The following is a 17215-nucleotide window of genomic DNA, read 5'->3' on the forward strand; positions in this document are numbered from 1 at the left end:
TTTATGCACTGCGCCCTAATTGCGTTTTCCAGGCTTTTGCAGCATTCAAAACACCAATGTGAAAAAAAGCTGATTGATTATCGAAAACGCGATTGACAGAGAGAGGCCGACCCCTTAGATGGGTCCTCGTCGCCCAGATGGCGGAATTGGTAGACGCACCAGCTTCAGGTGCTGGCGCTCGCAAGGGCGTGGAGGTTCGAGTCCTCTTCTGGGCACCATTTCCAAGTCTTCAGACCACTACCAAGGTCCAGAAGCACCCCAAAAAAGCCCGCGCAAGCGGGCTTTTTTGTTGCCTAATCTTCTACTGTCCGTCTCCGTTCACCACGGCCATGGCAGCTTTCTCATAGGGTACAACATGCCCAGAGAGGTCGCTTTTTTGAATGAGAATGAAACCGAAAATCGGGCGTTCAAAACGATATCGGAACTGGACCCGAAAAGGAAAAAGGCCGGCTAATTGCCCGGCCTTTTGCGCTATCGTCAGTGCTGGTACATCCGCAGTCACGACAACAGCTCTGACCCTATAGTGAGCACGATTGGTTAATAAATGGTTAACCGACTATCGCTTCTTTGCCCCACAATGCTTTGGGCCTTGCCACATACGAGAACTCCGCGCATCCTTGGTTTACGCAATGCGATTTGAGGGACAGATCAGATGGATCAACCTGCTTATGATATTGAGTTTGGTGAGATAATCCGCTGGCTGAGGCAACATGGTCTCATTCTGCAATCGGATCTTGAAGGTAATACTGAACTCTCAACACGTGCGGAAAGGATCGGTCGTAAGCGCCGTCGCGAGGCTGAACAGACGAACGAATAAAGCATTCGAGCCAAGAGTGCGTAGCGGTTTTGGGTGAAACGCGGCTCCAACGGAATCAGACAGGCTCAAGAACCATAACAATATCAGCATGAGGGGGAGGAAAATGCGTCGTAAAGGCTTGCTCGATTTCGGAAGGAACGGCCTGTTCTACCGGCTGTTTCTGGTAAGCGCCATCTGCGCCGTGTTAAGCAGCGTGTTGAGCCAGAATGGAGAAATACCCTTCTGGCGCTGGCTACATTACCTGACCAAGCCCACCGCAACATTGCTTCTGCTCGGCGCGATCTTATGTGCGCCGCGTCTCATCTCGAAAGGCTACGGATTTGCAATCGCTCTGGGCTTGGCCTTTGCCGCGGCTGGCGATTTATTCCTTATGCTTCCGGGCGATTATTTTCTGGCAGGACTGGTCTGCTTTCTCATAACCCACTGCATTTATATTTATGCATTGTGTCGCAAGACGCGCTTTGCTGAAAGCAAACTCGTGTTCCTGATCTTCGCATTCCTCGCAATTGCGATCATTGCGGGCCTGTGGACGTCCGTTCCATCCGCAATGAAAATTCCTGTTGTCATTTATGCAACCGCAATCAGCGTCATGGCCGCGCAGGCCGTCAGTCGTGCGCGTTCCGACAAACTCGAACCCACCTTGCGCTATAGCGCGACGCTGGCGGCGGCTGGTGGTCTGTTCTTTATGGTAAGCGATACACTGCTCGCCTTTAACCGCTTTCATACGTCAATTCCCCTTGCCGGGCTTTTGGTGCTTAGCACCTATTATGCAGCGCAATTCCTCTTTGCGCGCTCAACGGAGAACTTTGCCTATGAGCGCTGATCAAGCCATTTCATCACAGCAAACATTGCAAACAACTTTCCAATGCCTTCGGCGAAGCTGGATCGATCATCGCCCTTCCTATGAACAGCGCATCGATGACCTGCGCCGCCTGCGTAAGCTGCTTCATGAACGCCTTGACGATATGGCAAAAGCCATCAATGCGGATTTTGGAAACCGTTCTGTCCATGAAACGCTGTTGGGAGAAGCAAGCGTCGTGTTCGCCGAGATTGACCACACGATTCATCACCTCAAGCGATGGATGAAGCCACAGCGCCGCAAGGCAGGTTGGAAACTCTGGCCAGCAAAGGCAGAGCTGCGCTTTGTGCCTTTGGGTGTAGTTGGCATCATTTCGCCGTGGAACTATCCGGTCAATCTTGCACTTGCGCCGCTTGTGGCAGCCATTGCCGCCGGAAATCATGTGTTCCTGAAACCTTCAGAGCACACGCCACATACGTCCGAGTTTCTGCGCAAACTGATTGCCGATGTTTTTCCGGATGACCGGGCAGCGGTCATTCTTGGTGATGCTAGTCTTTCAGCAGAGTTTTCCGCCCTGCCCTTCGATCATCTGTTTTTCACAGGGTCGACGGCTGTGGGCCGCAAGATCATGAAAACAGCTGCAGAAAACCTCACACCCGTAACCCTGGAACTGGGTGGAAAATCGCCAGCGATCATCAGCGAGAACTGCAACCTTAAACGTGCAGTCAGCTCTATCGCGACAGGCAAGTATTTCAATGCGGGTCAAACCTGCATTGCGCCCGATTATGTGCTGATCCATCAAAGCAAACGCGATGCATTCATTGCGCTGCTACGCGAGGAAACACAAAGGCGTTATAGTGGTGCAACAGCGGAAAACGACCGCACCACGATCATCAACGATATGCAATATGCGCGCCTTTCCAATCTGTTGCACGACGCGGAAGGTAAAAGCGAAGCCATCATTCCGCTTCTGGAGACCTCTACCACTGCAAGCCATCCGCGATTGATGACACCAACCGTAATTCTTGAGCCAGCGCCGACCAGCGCGATCATGGGTGAAGAGATTTTTGGTCCCTTGTTGCCGATCATCAGCTATCGATCACTTGATGAAGCAATTGCTTATATTCTGGGACATGAGCGACCGCTGGCACTTTATTGCTTCAGCGATAATACAGCTGAAATCGACACTGTGCTTTCGCATGTCGTTGCGGGCGGCATCTGTATCAATGACACACTCTACCATTTCGCCTGTGGAGATCTGCCCTTTGGTGGGGTGGGGTATAGCGGCATGGGACACTACCACGGCAAAGACGGCTTCCTCACCTTCTCCAAGGCCATGCCGATACTGACCAAATATACGCCTGCATCAACCGATATGATCAAGCCGCCCTATACCGGGCTTGCCGACCGGATTATCCGCTTCATCACACGATAGACGATGTTGAAAAACAAACTTCTCAGCAATCTGTGATCCACAAATACTATTCAAACCGCAAAATGCCCTATTTATATGGATATCCAAAAAATTCTAGCTAACCACATGGGGCAGCAAACGGGTGCAGAAGAAAAAAGACCCAGGTCGAATTTCCAAGAAGATATTGACGGCTATCCGTAATCGACCGGGTTTCAGGCCGCTTCACACCAATGTCACTGAAGGCGATATCGTTATTGCGTCCTATAATGTCCACAAGTGCATTGGCGTCGACAAGGTATTCGACCCTCAGCGCACTGCCGATGTCATCAGTGAAATCGATGCGGACGTGATTGCCCTACAAGAGGCAGACAAGCGCTTTGGCGAGCGCTCCGGTCTACTTGATCTTGGCCTGCTCGAAAAACGCCACGGCCTCGTTCCTGTACCGATTACCTCAACCATGCCGAAAGGCCATGGCTGGCATGGTAATGTGCTGCTGTTTCGCGAAGGTGTGGTCCGCAATGTCCGTCAATTGTCGCTTCCGGGCGTAGAACCGCGTGGAGCACTCGTCGCTGACCTGCAATTTGCATCCGGCCCATTACGCGTCATTGCCGCCCATCTGGGACTTTTGAAACGCTCGCGTGAACAGCAGGCAGAAAGCATTCTTTCCGCCTTACAGGAAGCCGATACATTGCCAACATTATTGATCGGCGATCTCAATGAATGGCGCATCGGCAAGCGCTCGTCGCTGGCCTCACTCATGCCGATGTTCAATCACGTGGCAACGGCAGTACCAAGTTTTCCATCGCGCTTTCCGGTATTTGCACTGGATCGGGTCCTGGGTACGCCACATAATCTCGTAACTGCTGTCGAAGTTCATAACACACCGCTGGCACGCACGGCCTCCGATCATCTGCCAATCAAGGCGCATCTTGATCTCAAGACGGCGGCACAGCTTCTGGAAGAGTTCAACCCGTCTCTGCTGACGAGCAATACGAGTTCGGGAAGCTGATCTTTCTAGAGCATTTCCGGATTAGGTTGAATCATTGGAAATGCTTTATCTTTTTACTTTTACACACATCTTGTTCCAAAAACCGGCTCCCACTTCGGGATGTGCTCTAGCGTCAGAGATAAGGCGATCCGAGCCAAATGATACGGTCGATCAGACGCTCGTAGAAGGGGCGATTTTTGAGACGTGTCAGGTTCACTTCGCGGCTCACATCGATCACCTTGCCGATGCGTTCTTCCACCTGAAGCGCGATATCACGATCAAGGATTTCCATGTCGACCTCGAAGTTCAGTCGCAAGGAACGCGCATCGAGATTCGAAGAACCGACATAGGACCACGCACTGTCTATCGTCATCAGTTTGGAATGATTGAACGCCCCGCCCGCGCGCCATATACGGCAGCCACCTTTCAGCAGCTGATCGAACTGCGCCCGCATGGCACGATCCACGAGTTTCAGATTATTCACACCGGGAACGACCACATCCACAGATACACCGCGCCGTGCCGCAGTGACCAGCGCACTGATGAGTTCACGATCAGGCAAAAGATAAGGTGACATGATCAGGATATGTTCCTGAGCAATTGAAAATGCGCCCATCATCATACGGTGATTGGTTTCAATATTCTTGTCCGGCCCTGAACCGACAACGCGGATCAGCTTGCCTGTACCGGGTGGGTCTTTTGGTGCAGCAATGCCCCATGCGTCACCCGTCAGCAATTCACCCGTCGCAAATCGCCAATCCTCGGACGCCATATGGAAAAGATCGGCTATCGCCGGGCCTTCGACGCGGAAATGCGTATCAAACGCAACCGCATCACCCGCGATAGCTTTCGCAAAGCCTGCACGAATATTCATGCCGCCCGTGAATGCCAGTTTGCCATCGACAATCAGGATTTTACGGTGCGTACGCAAATTGGCATAAGGCAAACGTAGCCCCATGATGATGTTGCCGTTGAACACATCAACAGAGATGCCTTTTTCTTTTAACAGATTGACGATGCTTGGAATGGAATAACGCGCGCCAACCGCATCCACCAAGACCCGCACTTCCACACCACGTTTGACCGCCTCACCCAAGGCATTGGCAAATTGCTCGCCAATGGCATCCCGATCAAAAATATAGGTTTCGAGCATGATGCTGCGTTCAGCCTGACCAATAGCCTCCAGCATGTCAGCATAGGCTTCGTCGCCAGTCTCCAACATCTTGAGGCTGTTACCGCTCGTGAAATCATAAAGACTGACAGTGTCGCCAAGGATCTTCATCGCTCCGAACTGGCGACCAAAAGCAGCGCGTACCAGATCATTCGTCGTGTCAAAATGCGAGAGGTGGTAAAGCGCAATATTCCCCATATTGTCGCGCTGATGACCAAGTGTACTGCGTCGGATGCGGTTGACCCCCGCCAGCGCATAAACCACCGCTCCCACGATAGGCGAAAGAACAATCACGCCAACCCAGCCGAGCGCCGTGCGCACTTCATCCTTGGTCATGGTCGCGTGAATGGCCGCAATCGTTCCCAGAACGATCGACAGGACCGCCAGAATATGCGGCCAATAATGCGAAACCAGATCAAACATCAAACTGACTTTAAGCCAAAAAAAGTTTTTACTGCAAAGACATACCGTGTTCTGCCTCCTACACCAACAGGAGATTTTTGGGCCAACGCAAGCCTCACTTCCATCTCTGGCCAAATTTTGAGTTTGACCTATATTGTTGCTTGCGAATGAAAATTGAGGGACATCTCATGGCAACTGCACAGAATGACTTTAATCGCCCTAATCTTCCAGCCGAAGTCTCAGCTAAGTGGGGTTGGTTCGTTGCACTCGGCGTCGCGCTTCTAATCCTTGGCGGCATAGCTTTCGGCAATCTCGTGCTGGCGACAGTCGTTTCAGTCTACTATGTCGGCATCATGATGCTGGTTGCAGGCGTGATCGAAATCATCCACGCCTTTGGTGTGAAGACATGGGGTGGCTTCTTCTTCTGGCTGCTAAGCGGCCTGCTTTATGCGGCCGCTGGTATTGTCGCATTCGTTAACCCGATCTTGGCCGCGGGCGTTCTGACCTTCCTTCTGGCGGCAGCACTTCTGGGTGCAGGCGCATTTCGCATCTGGCTTGGCTTTCAGTCCAAACCCGCAGCCGGTTGGGGCTGGATTGTTGCAGCAGGCGTCATCACGGTTTTGGCTGGTCTCGTCATTGCCATGCAGTGGCCGGTCAACAGCCTGTTTATCCTCGGCCTGTTCCTGGCGATCGATCTTATTTTCCAAGGCTGGTCATTCATTGCCTTTGGCCTCGGTATCAAGCGCTGAGATTAGAGCGCATCCCGAAAAGTGTGAAACGGTTTTCGGGATGCGCGTTAAAATAAACAATGAGAGCGCCAGTCTGATTATAAGATCGGTGCTCTAAAGTACTTGAACAAACAAAGCGGCGTGTCTCACGCCGCTTTTTCATTTCAAACGCAGGGCTTGTTGAGATTTTGGCCAATGACTGCTAGATGCTGCGCAACATCTTCGCAGCGCGCGTTTCGCGCCGCCCACACTTCGCCATTACGAGTTTCTTCATGTCCGCTGATCATCCTGTTTCAAAGCGCCGTACCTTCGCGATCATCGCGCACCCGGACGCTGGTAAGACCACTCTGACTGAAAAGCTCCTGCTGTTCGGCGGAGCTATTCAGCTTGCCGGTGAAGTCAAGGCCAAGAAGGACCGCATTCAGACCCGGTCGGACTGGATGAACATCGAACGCGACCGCGGTATCTCGGTCGTTACCTCGGTGATGACCTTTGAATACAAAGACTGCATCTTCAACCTGCTTGATACGCCGGGCCACGAAGACTTCGCAGACGACACCTACCGCACGCTGACCGCTGTCGATAGTGCCGTGATGGTCATTGATGCGGCAAAGGGTATCGAGCCGCGCACACTGAAGCTCTTTGAAGTCTGCCGTATGCGCGATATTCCAATCGTGACTTTCGTCAACAAGATGGACCGCGAAGCACGCGATCCACTCGAAATCCTCGATGAGATCGAAGAAAAGCTGGCGCTTGATACCGCACCTATCACCTGGCCTATTGGTTCGGGCAAAAGCTTTGCCGGCACCTATGATTTGCACAACAACACCGTGCGCCAGAAAGATGCCGAAGAGCAGCCCACAAAAGTCAGTGGACCGGAAGAAGCGGCCAAGCTTCTGCCAGAAAATGAACGTCAAGCGTGGATCGACAGTCTGGAACTGGCGCAGGGCGTTTGCCGCCCATTCGATCTGGAATCCTTCCGCGAAGGCCATATGACGCCAGTTTATTTCGGCTCGGCGCTCAAGAATTATGGTGTACGCGATCTGATCGAAGCGTTCTGCGATTTCGGCCCATCACCGCGTGACCAGCAGGCGGATAGCCGCATGGTTGGAGCAACCGAAGCAAAAATGACCGGTTTCGTGTTCAAGATTCAGGCCAATATGGACCCGAACCATCGCGACCGCATTGCGTTCCTGCGCGTCTGCTCGGGCACGCTTTCACGCGGTATGAAGGCCAAACTGGTCCGTACCGGAAAGCCTATGAGTCTGTCGGCACCGCAATTCTTCTTTGCGCGGTCGCGCCAGATTGCTGACGAAGCCTTCGCGGGCGATGTGGTCGGTATCCCGAACCACGGAACCCTGCGCATTGGCGACACGCTGACCGAGGGTGAAGACATCCTGTTCCGTGGCGTACCGAATTTCGCACCGGAAATCTTGCGTCGCGTGCGTCTTGATGATGCGATGAAGGCAAAGAAACTGCGTGAAGCGCTTCAGCAGATGGCGGAAGAAGGCGTGGTTCAGCTCTTTGTTCCAGACGATGGCTCTCCGGCGATCGTCGGCGTTGTCGGCGCGCTCCAGATCGATGTTCTGACTGAACGCCTCAAGATCGAGTATTCACTGCCGGTCGGCTTTGAAATGTCGCGCTTCTCTATTTGTCGCTGGATCACAGCGGACGAACCGGCAGAACTCGACCGCTTCATTGCCGCACACCGCGCCGACATCGCGCATGACCTCGACAATGATCCGGTCTTCCTCGCGCAGAACGGCTTCTCACTCAACTATGAAGCCGAGCGTTGGAAGGCAATCCGCTTTGCCACTATCAAGGATTATCAGGTCCGCGATAAGGCCTGATAAAAATGAGTTACCCGATCCGCAGATGCGTCAGCTTCTGCGGATTGCGGATCAGATAGACAGCGCGGATCAATCCGTCTTCGATCTCTATAGCGGCCACTTGCGGCAGCCCATCGGCTTCAAGACTCATATGGCCGGGCAAGCCATCAAACAGCGCAAAATGATTGACGGCAGGCACCAGCCCCTCGGTCTTGCGTGCGATGCCCTCATAAAAGCGCATGATCTTTTCACGCCCGTAAATCGGGTTAAGCGCTGCATTGCGGATACCACCACCGTCAGAATACATCACGACGTCTTCCGCCAGCAGCCCTTTCAGCGCCGTCATATCGCCGCTGCGGGATGCCTGAAAGAAAGCCTCAGCAATTGTCCGGCCACGATCCTCCGTCATGGAGAACCGCGTCTTCTCCTGCCGGACATGACTGCGCGCACGGCTTGCCAGCTGGCGACAGACCACAGCATCGCGATCAAGCACACGCCCAACCTCGTCAAAGCCCAAATCGAACACGTCATGCAAAAGAAATGCCGCCCGCTCCAGCGGCGACAGACGATCAAGCGCCATCATCAGCGTCAATGTGATGTCATCGCTGCGATCTTCTTCGTCCTCGACAAGCGGTTCAGGCAACCATGTGCCGGGATAGGTTTCACGCCGCACGCGTGCGGATTTCAGATGATCGAGCGCAAGACGGCTGACCACACGCGTGAGCCAGCCCTGCGGCTCACGGATGATTGCACGATCCGCAGCACTCCAGCGCAGCCATGCATCCTGCACAATGTCTTCGGCTTCGGCATGGGTGCCCACCATACGATAGGCAATGCGGATGAGCCGAGGCCGCAAGGTCTCGAACACACCCGCATCATTGATATTTGGCTCAAGCGGCAGCTGCATCGGCTTTAACCGGATGAACGAGACGCAGGCCCACTGCAATGCGGTTCCATGCATTGATGGTGGTAATCAGCATGGTCAGATTGACAATCTCTTCGTCTGAGAAATGCGCTTTCAAAGCATCGAAATCCTTATCCGGTGCGCCTGTCTGGGCCACGAGTGTCAACGCGTCGGTCCAGCCAAGTGCCGCCCGTTCGCGTGCTGTATAAAGCGGTGATTCACGCCATGCAGCAACCAGATAAAGGCGCTCTTCGGTTTCGCCAGCCTTTCGCGCATCAGCCGTATGCATATAGATGCAATAGGCACAGCCATTGATCTGCGAAGCGCGGATTTTCACCAACTCATAAAGGCTATACTCAAGCCCGGAAGCGGCAACGCGCTTTTCCAGCTCAACCATTGCCTGCATGATCTGCGGCGCGAAAGTGTAAGAGGCAAGTCTTAGTTCCATGATCTCTTCTCCTTGATGTTGACCAATGTATGGTCGTTCACCATCAGGACGAGATAGCTGTATGTGAATGTGACATGCCCCGTATAAAAAATTCAGTTTTTTATTTCGAGAAGTACCGATGCAATCTTTTCTGCAAGCTTTTCAGCCACTTGTTCTTTGCTCATTTCCGGCCATTCCTCGATGCCAGATCGGCTCAAAATGCGGACACGATTACGATCCCCGCCCATGACATCACCGGAAACATCATTGGCAACGATCCAGTCAGCACCTTTCTTTTCCAACTTGCGTCCTGCATTGGCGAGTACGTCCTGTGTTTCAGCTGCAAAGCCCACCACGAGACCAGGCCGCTTATCACTATGCCCGACACCGGCGAGAATATCAGGGTTCTCGACCATACTGAGCGTCGGTGCGCTTTCGCCGGGCTGTTTCTTGATCTTCTGGTCAGATGCACTGGCGGTTCGCCAATCGGCAACCGCTGCCACCATCACGGCGGCATCAGCCGGTAAATGGCTTTCTACTGCCGCCTGCATCTCACGCGCCGTTTCAACATGGATAACATTGACACCCTGAGGATCAGGGATCGTCACTGGGCCCGAGACCAGATGCACAGTGGCGCCCAGGCGTGCTAAGGCCGCAGCAATGGCATGGCCCTGCTTGCCCGAGGAACGATTGGCGATATAGCGTACCGGATCAATCGGCTCATGCGTCGGGCCGGATGTCATGACGATCACTTTACCTGCAAGCAGCTTTGGCTGTGGTGCAAGCAGATTTTCTATTGCCGCGACAATTGCCAGCGGCTCGCTCATGCGGCCTGTGCCCGCCTCTCCGCTTTCCGCCATCTCACCCTTTTCCGGGCCAATGAAATGCACGCCATCTTTTTCCAGTGTCAGGCGGTTACGCTTCGTTGCCGGATTATCCCACATGGCGGGGTTCATCGCAGGCGCCACCAGCACCGGAATTTTACGAGCAAGCAACACGGCGCTTGCCAGATCATCGGCAATTCCATTTGCGATTTTGGCCATTCGATCAGCAGTCAAAGGCGCGACAACGATCAAATCGGCATCCCGTGCGAGCCGAATATGGCCCACATCCTGCTCATCTTCGCGCGAGAAAAGATCAGTAAACACATGATCAGCAGCGACTGCGCCAATGGTCAGCGGCGTCACGAATTGCTGTGCGGCTGCCGTCATCAGCGGGCGCACATGGGCACCACGCTCCCGCAGGCGACGGATAAGATCAGGCGTCTTATAAGCGGCAATCCCGCCGCCAATAATGAGGAGAATACGCTTACCGCGCAATGTGCCTGTGACAGGCACGGAAGCTGGCGCTGCAGCCGTCACTTCGTCCAGCCCGCCAAGCAGAAGCCGCGCTTCTTCTTCCATCGAACGCCCGTTTTGAGCTGCTCGAACACGTAACCGCTCTTTTGCTGCGTCATCAAGATTGCGGATGGTAATACTGGCCATTTGATTGCACCGGATTATTTCTGGTGCAATCAACGAAATCACTCTTTTGTTGAATAATCAACAAACAGGTGTTCTAAAGCTCAATATAAAGCTTAATCGCAATCGCAGCCAGTGAAATTGCAATCACGACCTGCGCGATACGGCCCCAGCGTGAATGCCGCGCCTCGGCCTTGCCAATCGCTTCCGCTGTCGCTTCATCAAAGCGGAGGCCATTAACCGCCATATCATCAAGCGCAACAGATGCACGTTCAACACGCGCCACCAGTTCGGGCGTTTTGCGGGTAAAATGCAGCAGTGCATAGGCACTGTCTTTTGCATCGAGCAACATGCCCTGCGGCCCCAGATTCTTGCGAATCCAGTCACCCACGACAGGTTCCGCTGCCTTCCACATGTTGAAATGCGGATCGAGCGTGCGCGAAACGCCTTCCACGACCACCATTGTCTTCTGAAGCATCAGAAGCTCAGGCCGCGTTTCCATGTCGAAAAGTTCGGTCACTTCAAACAGTAGTGTGAGAAGCTTCGCCATGGAAATGGTTTCGGCAGGCTGACCATGGATCGGCTCGCCAATGGCACGGATTGCCTGCGCAAAGCTCGCCACATCATGTGTATGCGGTACGTAACCTGCCTCAAAATGCACCTCCGCCACGCGTATATAATCACGGGTGATGAAGCCATAAAGGATTTCAGCAAGGAAACGCCGCTGCTGCTTGTTGAGCCGTCCGGTGATGCCAAAATCAACGGCAACGACCATGCCTTGCGGGTCAACAAAAAGATTGCCCGGATGCATGTCGGCATGGAAGAAGCCATCACGCAGCGTATGGCGCAGGAACGATTGGATCAGTGTTTCGGATAGCTTTTTCAGGTCAAGGCCTGCCGCTCTCAATCCATCGATGTCCGACATCTTAATGCCGTCGATCCATTCGAGCGTCAGGACATCACGGCCCGTCCGCTCCCAATCCACATTTGGAACGCGGAAGCCTGCATCGTCCTTGATATTCTCTGCAATCTCGGAAAGAGCTGCCGCTTCAAGCCGCAGATCCATCTCGATGCGCGTGGTTTGATGCAGTGTTTTCACCATCTCAACCGGGCGCAGGCGCCGCGTGAATGGCACATGACGCTCCTGCATGCGCGCAACCATGAAGAAACTCTCCAGATCGCGCGCAAAACGCTGACGCACGCCGGGACGGATAACCTTGACGGCAACCTTATGCGGCACACCATTCTTCATGACATGCGCCGGATGCACCTGCGCCATCGATGCTGCTGCAATCGGTGCATCAAAGCCCGCATAAAGATCATCAATCTTGCGGCCAAGCGATCCTTCGACTGCCGAAACGGCTTCCGCCTGCGGAAAGAAATCAAGCCGGTCCTGCAAAAGTTCAAGATCAGCAGCCACATCCTTGCCGACAATATCAGGACGGGTTGCCAGAAACTGGCCAAGCTTCACATAAGAAGGGCCAAGCTTGTTCATCGCACGCGAAATGCGTTCGGAACGAGGCGCATCTTTTGCGCGTTTGCGCGCAAGAAGTTTCGCAGCCTTATGTCCCAAAGCAGGCAATCCGGCTGCATCATCGACAGGCAATGAGCTTAACACGCCTTCACGCGCCATGATCCAGCCAGCACGCATCAACCGTAGGGCCGCAGAAATATTGCTCATATCGGTCTCAGAGCTTCCAGCCGGAATGAAGTGCTGCGATACCGCCAGTGAAATTGCGATAGCTCACACGCTCGAAACCGGCCTCGCGGATCATGCGCGCAAAGTCTTCCTGCTTAGGAAACTTGCGGATCGATTCAACAAGATAGCTATAGGAATCAGCGTCACCCGTAATCATCTTGCCAATCTGCGGGATAGCCTTAAACGACCACTGGTCGTAAACCTTGTCGAGAAGCGGTAGTTCGACTTCGGAAAACTCAAGGCACAAAAAACGGCCGCCGGGCTTCAACACGCGATAGGCTTCAGAAAGCGCCTTATCGATATGCGGCACGTTACGGATGCCGAATGAAATCGTGTAAGCATCGAAGCTGGCATCTTCAAATGGCAGCTCTTCCGCACTGGCTTCAACAAATTCGAGATTGTCGGCCAGCCCCTTCTTGATGGCGCGTTCACGACCGACGCCAAGCATTGAACCATTGATATCCAGAATGGTAACTTGTGCCTGCCGACCGGAAGCTTCGACAATACGGAAAGCAATATCGCCCGTTCCGCCTGCAACATCAAGTGATGTCCAGCCCGGACGCTTTGATGGTGCCAGCCAGCCGATCATTGCATCTTTCCAGACACGATGCAGACCACCGGACATGAGATCGTTCATCACATCGTAACGCTTCGCAACCTTATGGAAAACGTCGTTGACCAGCCCCTGCTTGGCATCTTCATCGACTGCTTTGAAGCCGAATGAATGCTCCATGCCACCTTGCGCGCCCACGCGGTCTGCATTGCCGTTGTGCTGGCTCATAACTCATCCTGCCGGTTCATGTGCGAAACGAAGCCGATCTCCGTTTTCCGTTTGCTTGATGCATATAAAGCTTGTACCGGACGATACAAGCACAGACCGCCAGCCGATACCCCTTTTGTGATCTCCACTTGCGCATCTGTGCAAAATGTTCAAAGAAATAGAAAACTGTGCGTGCGCGCCTGCCACGCGTTTTCTCCGGCTTAATTAGCCGTTACAGTCGATAAAGATAACAAGAAAAGTGGAAACAACATGGGCGTTAATGTCGTCAGCCATCCGCTTGTCCAGCACAAGCTCACCATTATGCGCAAGCGCGAAACCTCGACCGCCAGTTTCCGGCGTTTGCTGAAAGAAATTTCGCTGCTGCTTTGCTATGAAGTGACGCGCGATCTCGAACTGACCACCATGCATATCGATACACCGATGATGCCAATGGAAGCGCCTATCCTCGAAGGCAAGAAACTGGTCTTCGCCTCCATCCTGCGCGCAGGCAATGGTCTTCTCGAAGGTATGCTGGATCTCGTACCTGCTGCCCGCGTGGCTCATATCGGTCTCTATCGTGACCATGACACGCTGCAGCCAATCGAATATTACTTCAAGGCCCCGGAAGATATCGTCAATCGTCTCATTATCGTGGTTGATCCGATGCTCGCCACCGGCCATTCGGCTATTGCAGCGATCGACAAGCTGAAAGAGCGCGGCGCAACCAATATCCGCTTCCTCTGCCTGCTCGCAGCACCCGAAGGCATCGAACGCTTCACCGCAGCCCATCCGGACGTCGAAGTGTTTACGGCTTCCATCGATGAACGCCTCGATGAAAAGGGCTATATCGTTCCCGGTCTTGGTGATGCCGGTGACCGTATGTACGGCACGAAGTAAGTTTCAAACCTTACAATAAGCGACTCATTGATCCGCGTTTTGACTGCTCAATAATTGGTATTGAGTGGTCGGCGCGGATTTTTTATCCTCTCAGGAACAGAAGAGATGGAAGATTGATCATGTCCACGGACACGCGCCTGACAGAACTTGAGATAAGGGTTGCCGAGCAGGAAAAAACCATTGAAGAGCTTTCATCCGTGCTGGCCGAGCAGTGGAAGACAATTGATCAACTAAACAAAAAGCTGTCGGCGTTGACAGATCGCTTTCTGACACTGGAAGAACAAACGGCTCCTGAAATCCCCGTCACCAAGCCCCCGCACTGGTAAGATCATGATTGAGATTATAACGCTCGTTGACCGGCCCGACCTTGCCGCAATCTGCGCCAAATGGAACCACAAGGAATGGGGATATTTGTCAGACGCAACCGAAGACGATATTGCTTCCGGCCTACAGGATATCATCCACTCTACTGACAGACAGGTGGCCCGTGCAGCACTATGGAATGGCGAGCTCGCCGGATTTGTCCTGCTGATCCACAATGATCTGGATAGCCACCCTCACCTCAAGCCCTGGGTGGCAGGCTTGCTCGTTGCACCGGATTATCGCGGACGCGGGATTGCGAAGGCTCTCATGGCTGCAATTGAAAGTGCTGCCCAAGAGCTAGGCTATACCGAAGCCTATCTTTATACGGACAAGCCTGACCTATATCGCAAGATTGCCTGGATCGACTTTGAAGAACTTAAGGGTGACGACGCAGGCATGTTGATTATGCACAAGGAAATCGCGCGGGGTTAACCGCGCGATTCTTTTACATCTCTTACGATGCTGCCGGTATCGGGCAGCTCACGCCAGTGCCGCGCAGGCCGCAATAGCCGTTCGGGTTCTTGGCCAGATACTGCTGATGATAATCTTCGGCGTAATAGAATGTTGGAGCGTCTGCAATTTCCGTCGTGACGGGTCCAAGACCGCGCGCAGCGAGTGCATCCTGATATGCATCCCTGCTCTTTTCCACCGTTTCACGATCTGCCTGATCGAAGGTATAAATCACAGAGCGATAGGCCGTGCCGATATCATTACCCTGTCGCATTCCTTGCGTCGGATCATGCTCTTCCCAGAACAGCGACAGCAGTTCTCCGAGGCTCACAACCTTTGGATCGTAAACCACCAGAACCACCTCGGCATGTCCGGTCAGACCGGTACAGGTTTCTTCATAGGTCGGGTTCGGCGTGATTCCGCCTGCATAACCAACGGCGGTTGCGTAAACACCTGGAACCTGCCAGAAAAGCCGCTCAGCCCCCCAGAAACAGCCCATACCAAACATGACCTGCTTCATGCCCTCAGGCCATGGACCTTTAAGCGGCTGACCAGACACGAAATGCCTCGAAGCCGTTGGGATAGCGTCTCCACGGCCCGGCAACGCGTCGTCCTGCGAAGGCATTTCAATCTTCTTGCGATAGCTGTCTAGGAAACCCATTCAACACCTCCTGAGACGCACCGAGTATGTGCGCAATTCTCTTGGATAAAGCCACGACCAGTCATCATGCCCGCCAACCGGCTTCAAGCTCATGTACTGAAGATGCCCAATGGCTTCTCACGACGATGACCAGCTATGTAAAACAGAAGCGCAAGGACACCGAAAACGAGCCAGCCCGGCTGTTCAAGCACGGGAAGCATCAGCATGTCCCACGCTGCTGATCCTATATAGTGCGTCACGAATGCTTCTGCATCCCCCAGCATCTCGGGCGCGCCGCGTTCCCATATCTCAAGGAGCGGCTTGGTCACCAACTCCGACGCCCCAACAGAGCGCGCACCATCTAGAATGGCAAAGATGACGCCTAATGCCAGAAACAAAACCGCGAAACTGCGCAAAACAAAACGGAACACGATTCTCTGCCTTTGAATTTACACGTGCGCATCATGCAAAAATGCGCGCCATTTGCCATTCAATCTATGTGTTATCAGCCACTAAATTATAGCACAGACCGACTATTACGCCCAAGGCGCGGAAACCTCCAAAACAGCTTCCGCATTATATGTAACAAAAACAGTAAGTTAGATAAGTTCTCATAAGCTTCACACAGGCTAGAATAAATTAAAGCGAAAACTGGCAAATAGCAGTTGAACATATGCGTATTCTGGCTATATTGCGCGCCGCACCACCTGTTTTGGCAACTAACCAATGTCAGATTTAAAAAATGGTGGTGCGTTTGCAAGAGTTCTTACCGCAACGGCGGATTTCAAGACAGCAAATCAGACGGAGAGGTGGCCGAGTGGTTGAAGGCGCACGCCTGGAAAGTGTGTATACGGGGAACCGTATCGCGGGTTCGAATCCCGCTCTCTCCGCCAGACGATTCTCTTAAGTAATTGAATTTAATCATTTTTTATCACAGTCGATTGTTCTATTCTCCCAATACAATTTAGCTACGTTTCAACGCCTGCTATTGATCTGAGGTATGGCATCCTATCCCGTTTGATAAACTTTGATATCAAATCAAACGGCCTCGCGTGTGTGCGCGTATTGGTCTCGAAACTGCCCCTTTTCCGGTAATATCCGAGAACGGGTGTCAGTTGAGATTACACCCTTGTAGATAGCGCCCCATGGCGGGGCATGTCAGCCGGACGAAATTCGAACGCTTGGTTACTCGGCTTTTTCAACTGTGGAAAGAACTCGATCTTGCACGAAAGGGGTATGCTCAATTTTGCGCAGACCCACTCCTTAAAGTTTAGGAGACCTTGTATAAGTCGATAAGTCTTGAGACTGAGGCTTTTGACTGCTGCCATTTTATCAACCGTTGATAATCACTTGCAATGGTGCAAGCTGAACGCGTTGATGAATTGGATAAGAGGAGTGACGTTGCCCCAAGTTTTATCGAGTTTTGAGTTCGCTCCAGCGGTTTTGGGTTGCTGTATTCGGGGCGGT

General features: G+C 53.0%; 18 protein-coding genes and 2 tRNA genes. 11 read left to right on the forward strand and 9 right to left on the reverse strand.

Features of this window, described 5'->3' with window-relative positions; all coding sequences use genetic code 11:
- The first annotated feature begins 131 nt into the window (after nucleotides 1-131).
- From CEV33_RS09530 to CEV33_RS09550, 5 genes are all read left to right on the forward strand, one after another.
- Nucleotides 132-218: transfer RNA gene (locus tag CEV33_RS09530), tRNA-Leu, on the forward strand.
- 434 nt (nucleotides 219-652) lie between these two features.
- A complete protein-coding gene (locus tag CEV33_RS23980; RefSeq protein ID WP_167388140.1) occupies nucleotides 653-817 on the forward strand; it encodes a hypothetical protein in 165 nt (54 codons plus the stop codon).
- Between the two features lie 103 nt (nucleotides 818-920).
- On the forward strand, nucleotides 921-1640 hold the full coding sequence (locus CEV33_RS09540) for a lysoplasmalogenase (RefSeq protein WP_094540235.1): 720 nt from the start codon (nucleotides 921-923) through the stop codon (nucleotides 1638-1640).
- Nucleotides 1630-3051, forward strand: a complete 1422-nt coding sequence (locus tag CEV33_RS09545; protein ID WP_094540236.1) for a coniferyl aldehyde dehydrogenase — start codon at nucleotides 1630-1632, stop codon at nucleotides 3049-3051. Before CEV33_RS09540 ends, CEV33_RS09545 begins: the two co-directional genes overlap by 11 nt.
- 121 nt (nucleotides 3052-3172) lie before the next feature.
- The gene (locus CEV33_RS09550) at nucleotides 3173-4039 is read left to right on the forward strand and encodes an endonuclease/exonuclease/phosphatase family protein (protein ID WP_024899228.1); all 867 of its coding nucleotides are present in this window, start codon (nucleotides 3173-3175) and stop codon (nucleotides 4037-4039) included.
- Nucleotides 4040-4151: 112 nt separating this feature from the next.
- On the opposite strand, the gene cls is transcribed toward CEV33_RS09550, so the two are convergent.
- Nucleotides 4152-5612, reverse strand: a complete 1461-nt coding sequence (cls, locus tag CEV33_RS09555; protein WP_094540237.1) for a cardiolipin synthase — start codon at nucleotides 5610-5612, stop codon at nucleotides 4152-4154.
- Between the two features lie 167 nt (nucleotides 5613-5779).
- On the opposite strand from cls, the gene CEV33_RS09560 reads away from it, so the two are divergent.
- Both CEV33_RS09560 and CEV33_RS09565 read left to right on the forward strand, forming a co-directional pair.
- Nucleotides 5780-6340 (forward strand): HdeD family acid-resistance protein, encoded by a 561-nt coding sequence (locus CEV33_RS09560; protein WP_094540238.1) that lies wholly within the window; start codon nucleotides 5780-5782, stop codon nucleotides 6338-6340.
- A gap of 251 nt (nucleotides 6341-6591) precedes the next feature.
- Nucleotides 6592-8169, forward strand: a complete 1578-nt coding sequence (locus CEV33_RS09565) for a peptide chain release factor 3 (RefSeq protein ID WP_094540293.1) — start codon at nucleotides 6592-6594, stop codon at nucleotides 8167-8169.
- A 10-nt stretch (nucleotides 8170-8179) separates the two neighbouring features.
- Here CEV33_RS09565 and CEV33_RS09570 read toward each other — a convergent pair whose 3' ends face one another.
- The 5 genes from CEV33_RS09570 to ubiE form a co-directional block, all read right to left on the reverse strand.
- Nucleotides 8180-9055: a sigma-70 family RNA polymerase sigma factor gene (locus CEV33_RS09570; RefSeq protein ID WP_094540239.1), complete on the reverse strand. Its 876-nt coding sequence runs from the start codon at nucleotides 9053-9055 to the stop codon at nucleotides 8180-8182.
- Nucleotides 9039-9500 (reverse strand): carboxymuconolactone decarboxylase family protein, encoded by a 462-nt coding sequence (locus CEV33_RS09575; RefSeq protein WP_094540240.1) that lies wholly within the window; start codon nucleotides 9498-9500, stop codon nucleotides 9039-9041. Before CEV33_RS09575 ends, CEV33_RS09570 begins: the two co-directional genes overlap by 17 nt.
- A gap of 92 nt (nucleotides 9501-9592) precedes the next feature.
- Nucleotides 9593-10963, reverse strand: coding sequence for a bifunctional phosphopantothenoylcysteine decarboxylase/phosphopantothenate--cysteine ligase CoaBC (gene coaBC / locus CEV33_RS09580; protein WP_094540241.1), 1371 nt, complete (start codon nucleotides 10961-10963; stop codon nucleotides 9593-9595).
- A gap of 73 nt (nucleotides 10964-11036) precedes the next feature.
- Complete coding sequence (gene ubiB, locus CEV33_RS09585) at nucleotides 11037-12620, reverse strand: 2-polyprenylphenol 6-hydroxylase (protein WP_094540242.1); 1584 nt, start codon at nucleotides 12618-12620, stop codon at nucleotides 11037-11039.
- A gap of 7 nt (nucleotides 12621-12627) precedes the next feature.
- The gene (gene ubiE, locus CEV33_RS09590; protein ID WP_094540243.1) at nucleotides 12628-13419 is read right to left on the reverse strand and encodes a bifunctional demethylmenaquinone methyltransferase/2-methoxy-6-polyprenyl-1,4-benzoquinol methylase UbiE; all 792 of its coding nucleotides are present in this window, start codon (nucleotides 13417-13419) and stop codon (nucleotides 12628-12630) included.
- Nucleotides 13420-13668: 249 nt separating this feature from the next.
- Here ubiE and upp point away from each other — a divergent pair, with 249 nt between their 5' ends.
- From upp to CEV33_RS09605, 3 genes are all read left to right on the forward strand, one after another.
- Nucleotides 13669-14295 carry a uracil phosphoribosyltransferase gene (gene upp / locus CEV33_RS09595; protein ID WP_024899219.1) on the forward strand — a complete coding sequence of 209 codons (627 nt, stop codon included), beginning with the start codon at nucleotides 13669-13671 and terminating at the stop codon, nucleotides 14293-14295.
- A 119-nt stretch (nucleotides 14296-14414) separates the two neighbouring features.
- A complete protein-coding gene (locus CEV33_RS09600; protein WP_024899218.1) occupies nucleotides 14415-14621 on the forward strand; it encodes a SlyX family protein in 207 nt (68 codons plus the stop codon).
- Between the two features lie 4 nt (nucleotides 14622-14625).
- Complete coding sequence (locus CEV33_RS09605) at nucleotides 14626-15090, forward strand: GNAT family N-acetyltransferase (RefSeq protein ID WP_094540244.1); 465 nt, start codon at nucleotides 14626-14628, stop codon at nucleotides 15088-15090.
- Nucleotides 15091-15112: 22 nt separating this feature from the next.
- Here CEV33_RS09605 and msrA read toward each other — a convergent pair whose 3' ends face one another.
- Nucleotides 15113-15769 (reverse strand): peptide-methionine (S)-S-oxide reductase MsrA, encoded by a 657-nt coding sequence (gene msrA / locus CEV33_RS09610; RefSeq protein WP_094540245.1) that lies wholly within the window; start codon nucleotides 15767-15769, stop codon nucleotides 15113-15115.
- An 89-nt stretch (nucleotides 15770-15858) separates the two neighbouring features.
- A complete protein-coding gene (locus CEV33_RS09615; protein WP_094540246.1) occupies nucleotides 15859-16179 on the reverse strand; it encodes a hypothetical protein in 321 nt (106 codons plus the stop codon).
- Nucleotides 16180-16551: 372 nt separating this feature from the next.
- On the opposite strand from CEV33_RS09615, the gene CEV33_RS09620 reads away from it, so the two are divergent.
- Nucleotides 16552-16641, forward strand: a tRNA-Ser gene (locus CEV33_RS09620).
- Nucleotides 16642-17018: 377 nt separating this feature from the next.
- Here the strand turns inward: CEV33_RS09620 and CEV33_RS24235 are convergent.
- Nucleotides 17019-17215 (reverse strand): hypothetical protein (locus CEV33_RS24235; RefSeq protein WP_208620175.1); only part of this gene is annotated, 197 nt, incomplete at its 5' end.

Source organism: Brucella grignonensis (assembly GCF_002252505.1).
Lineage (GTDB): Bacteria > Pseudomonadota > Alphaproteobacteria > Rhizobiales > Rhizobiaceae > Brucella > Brucella grignonensis.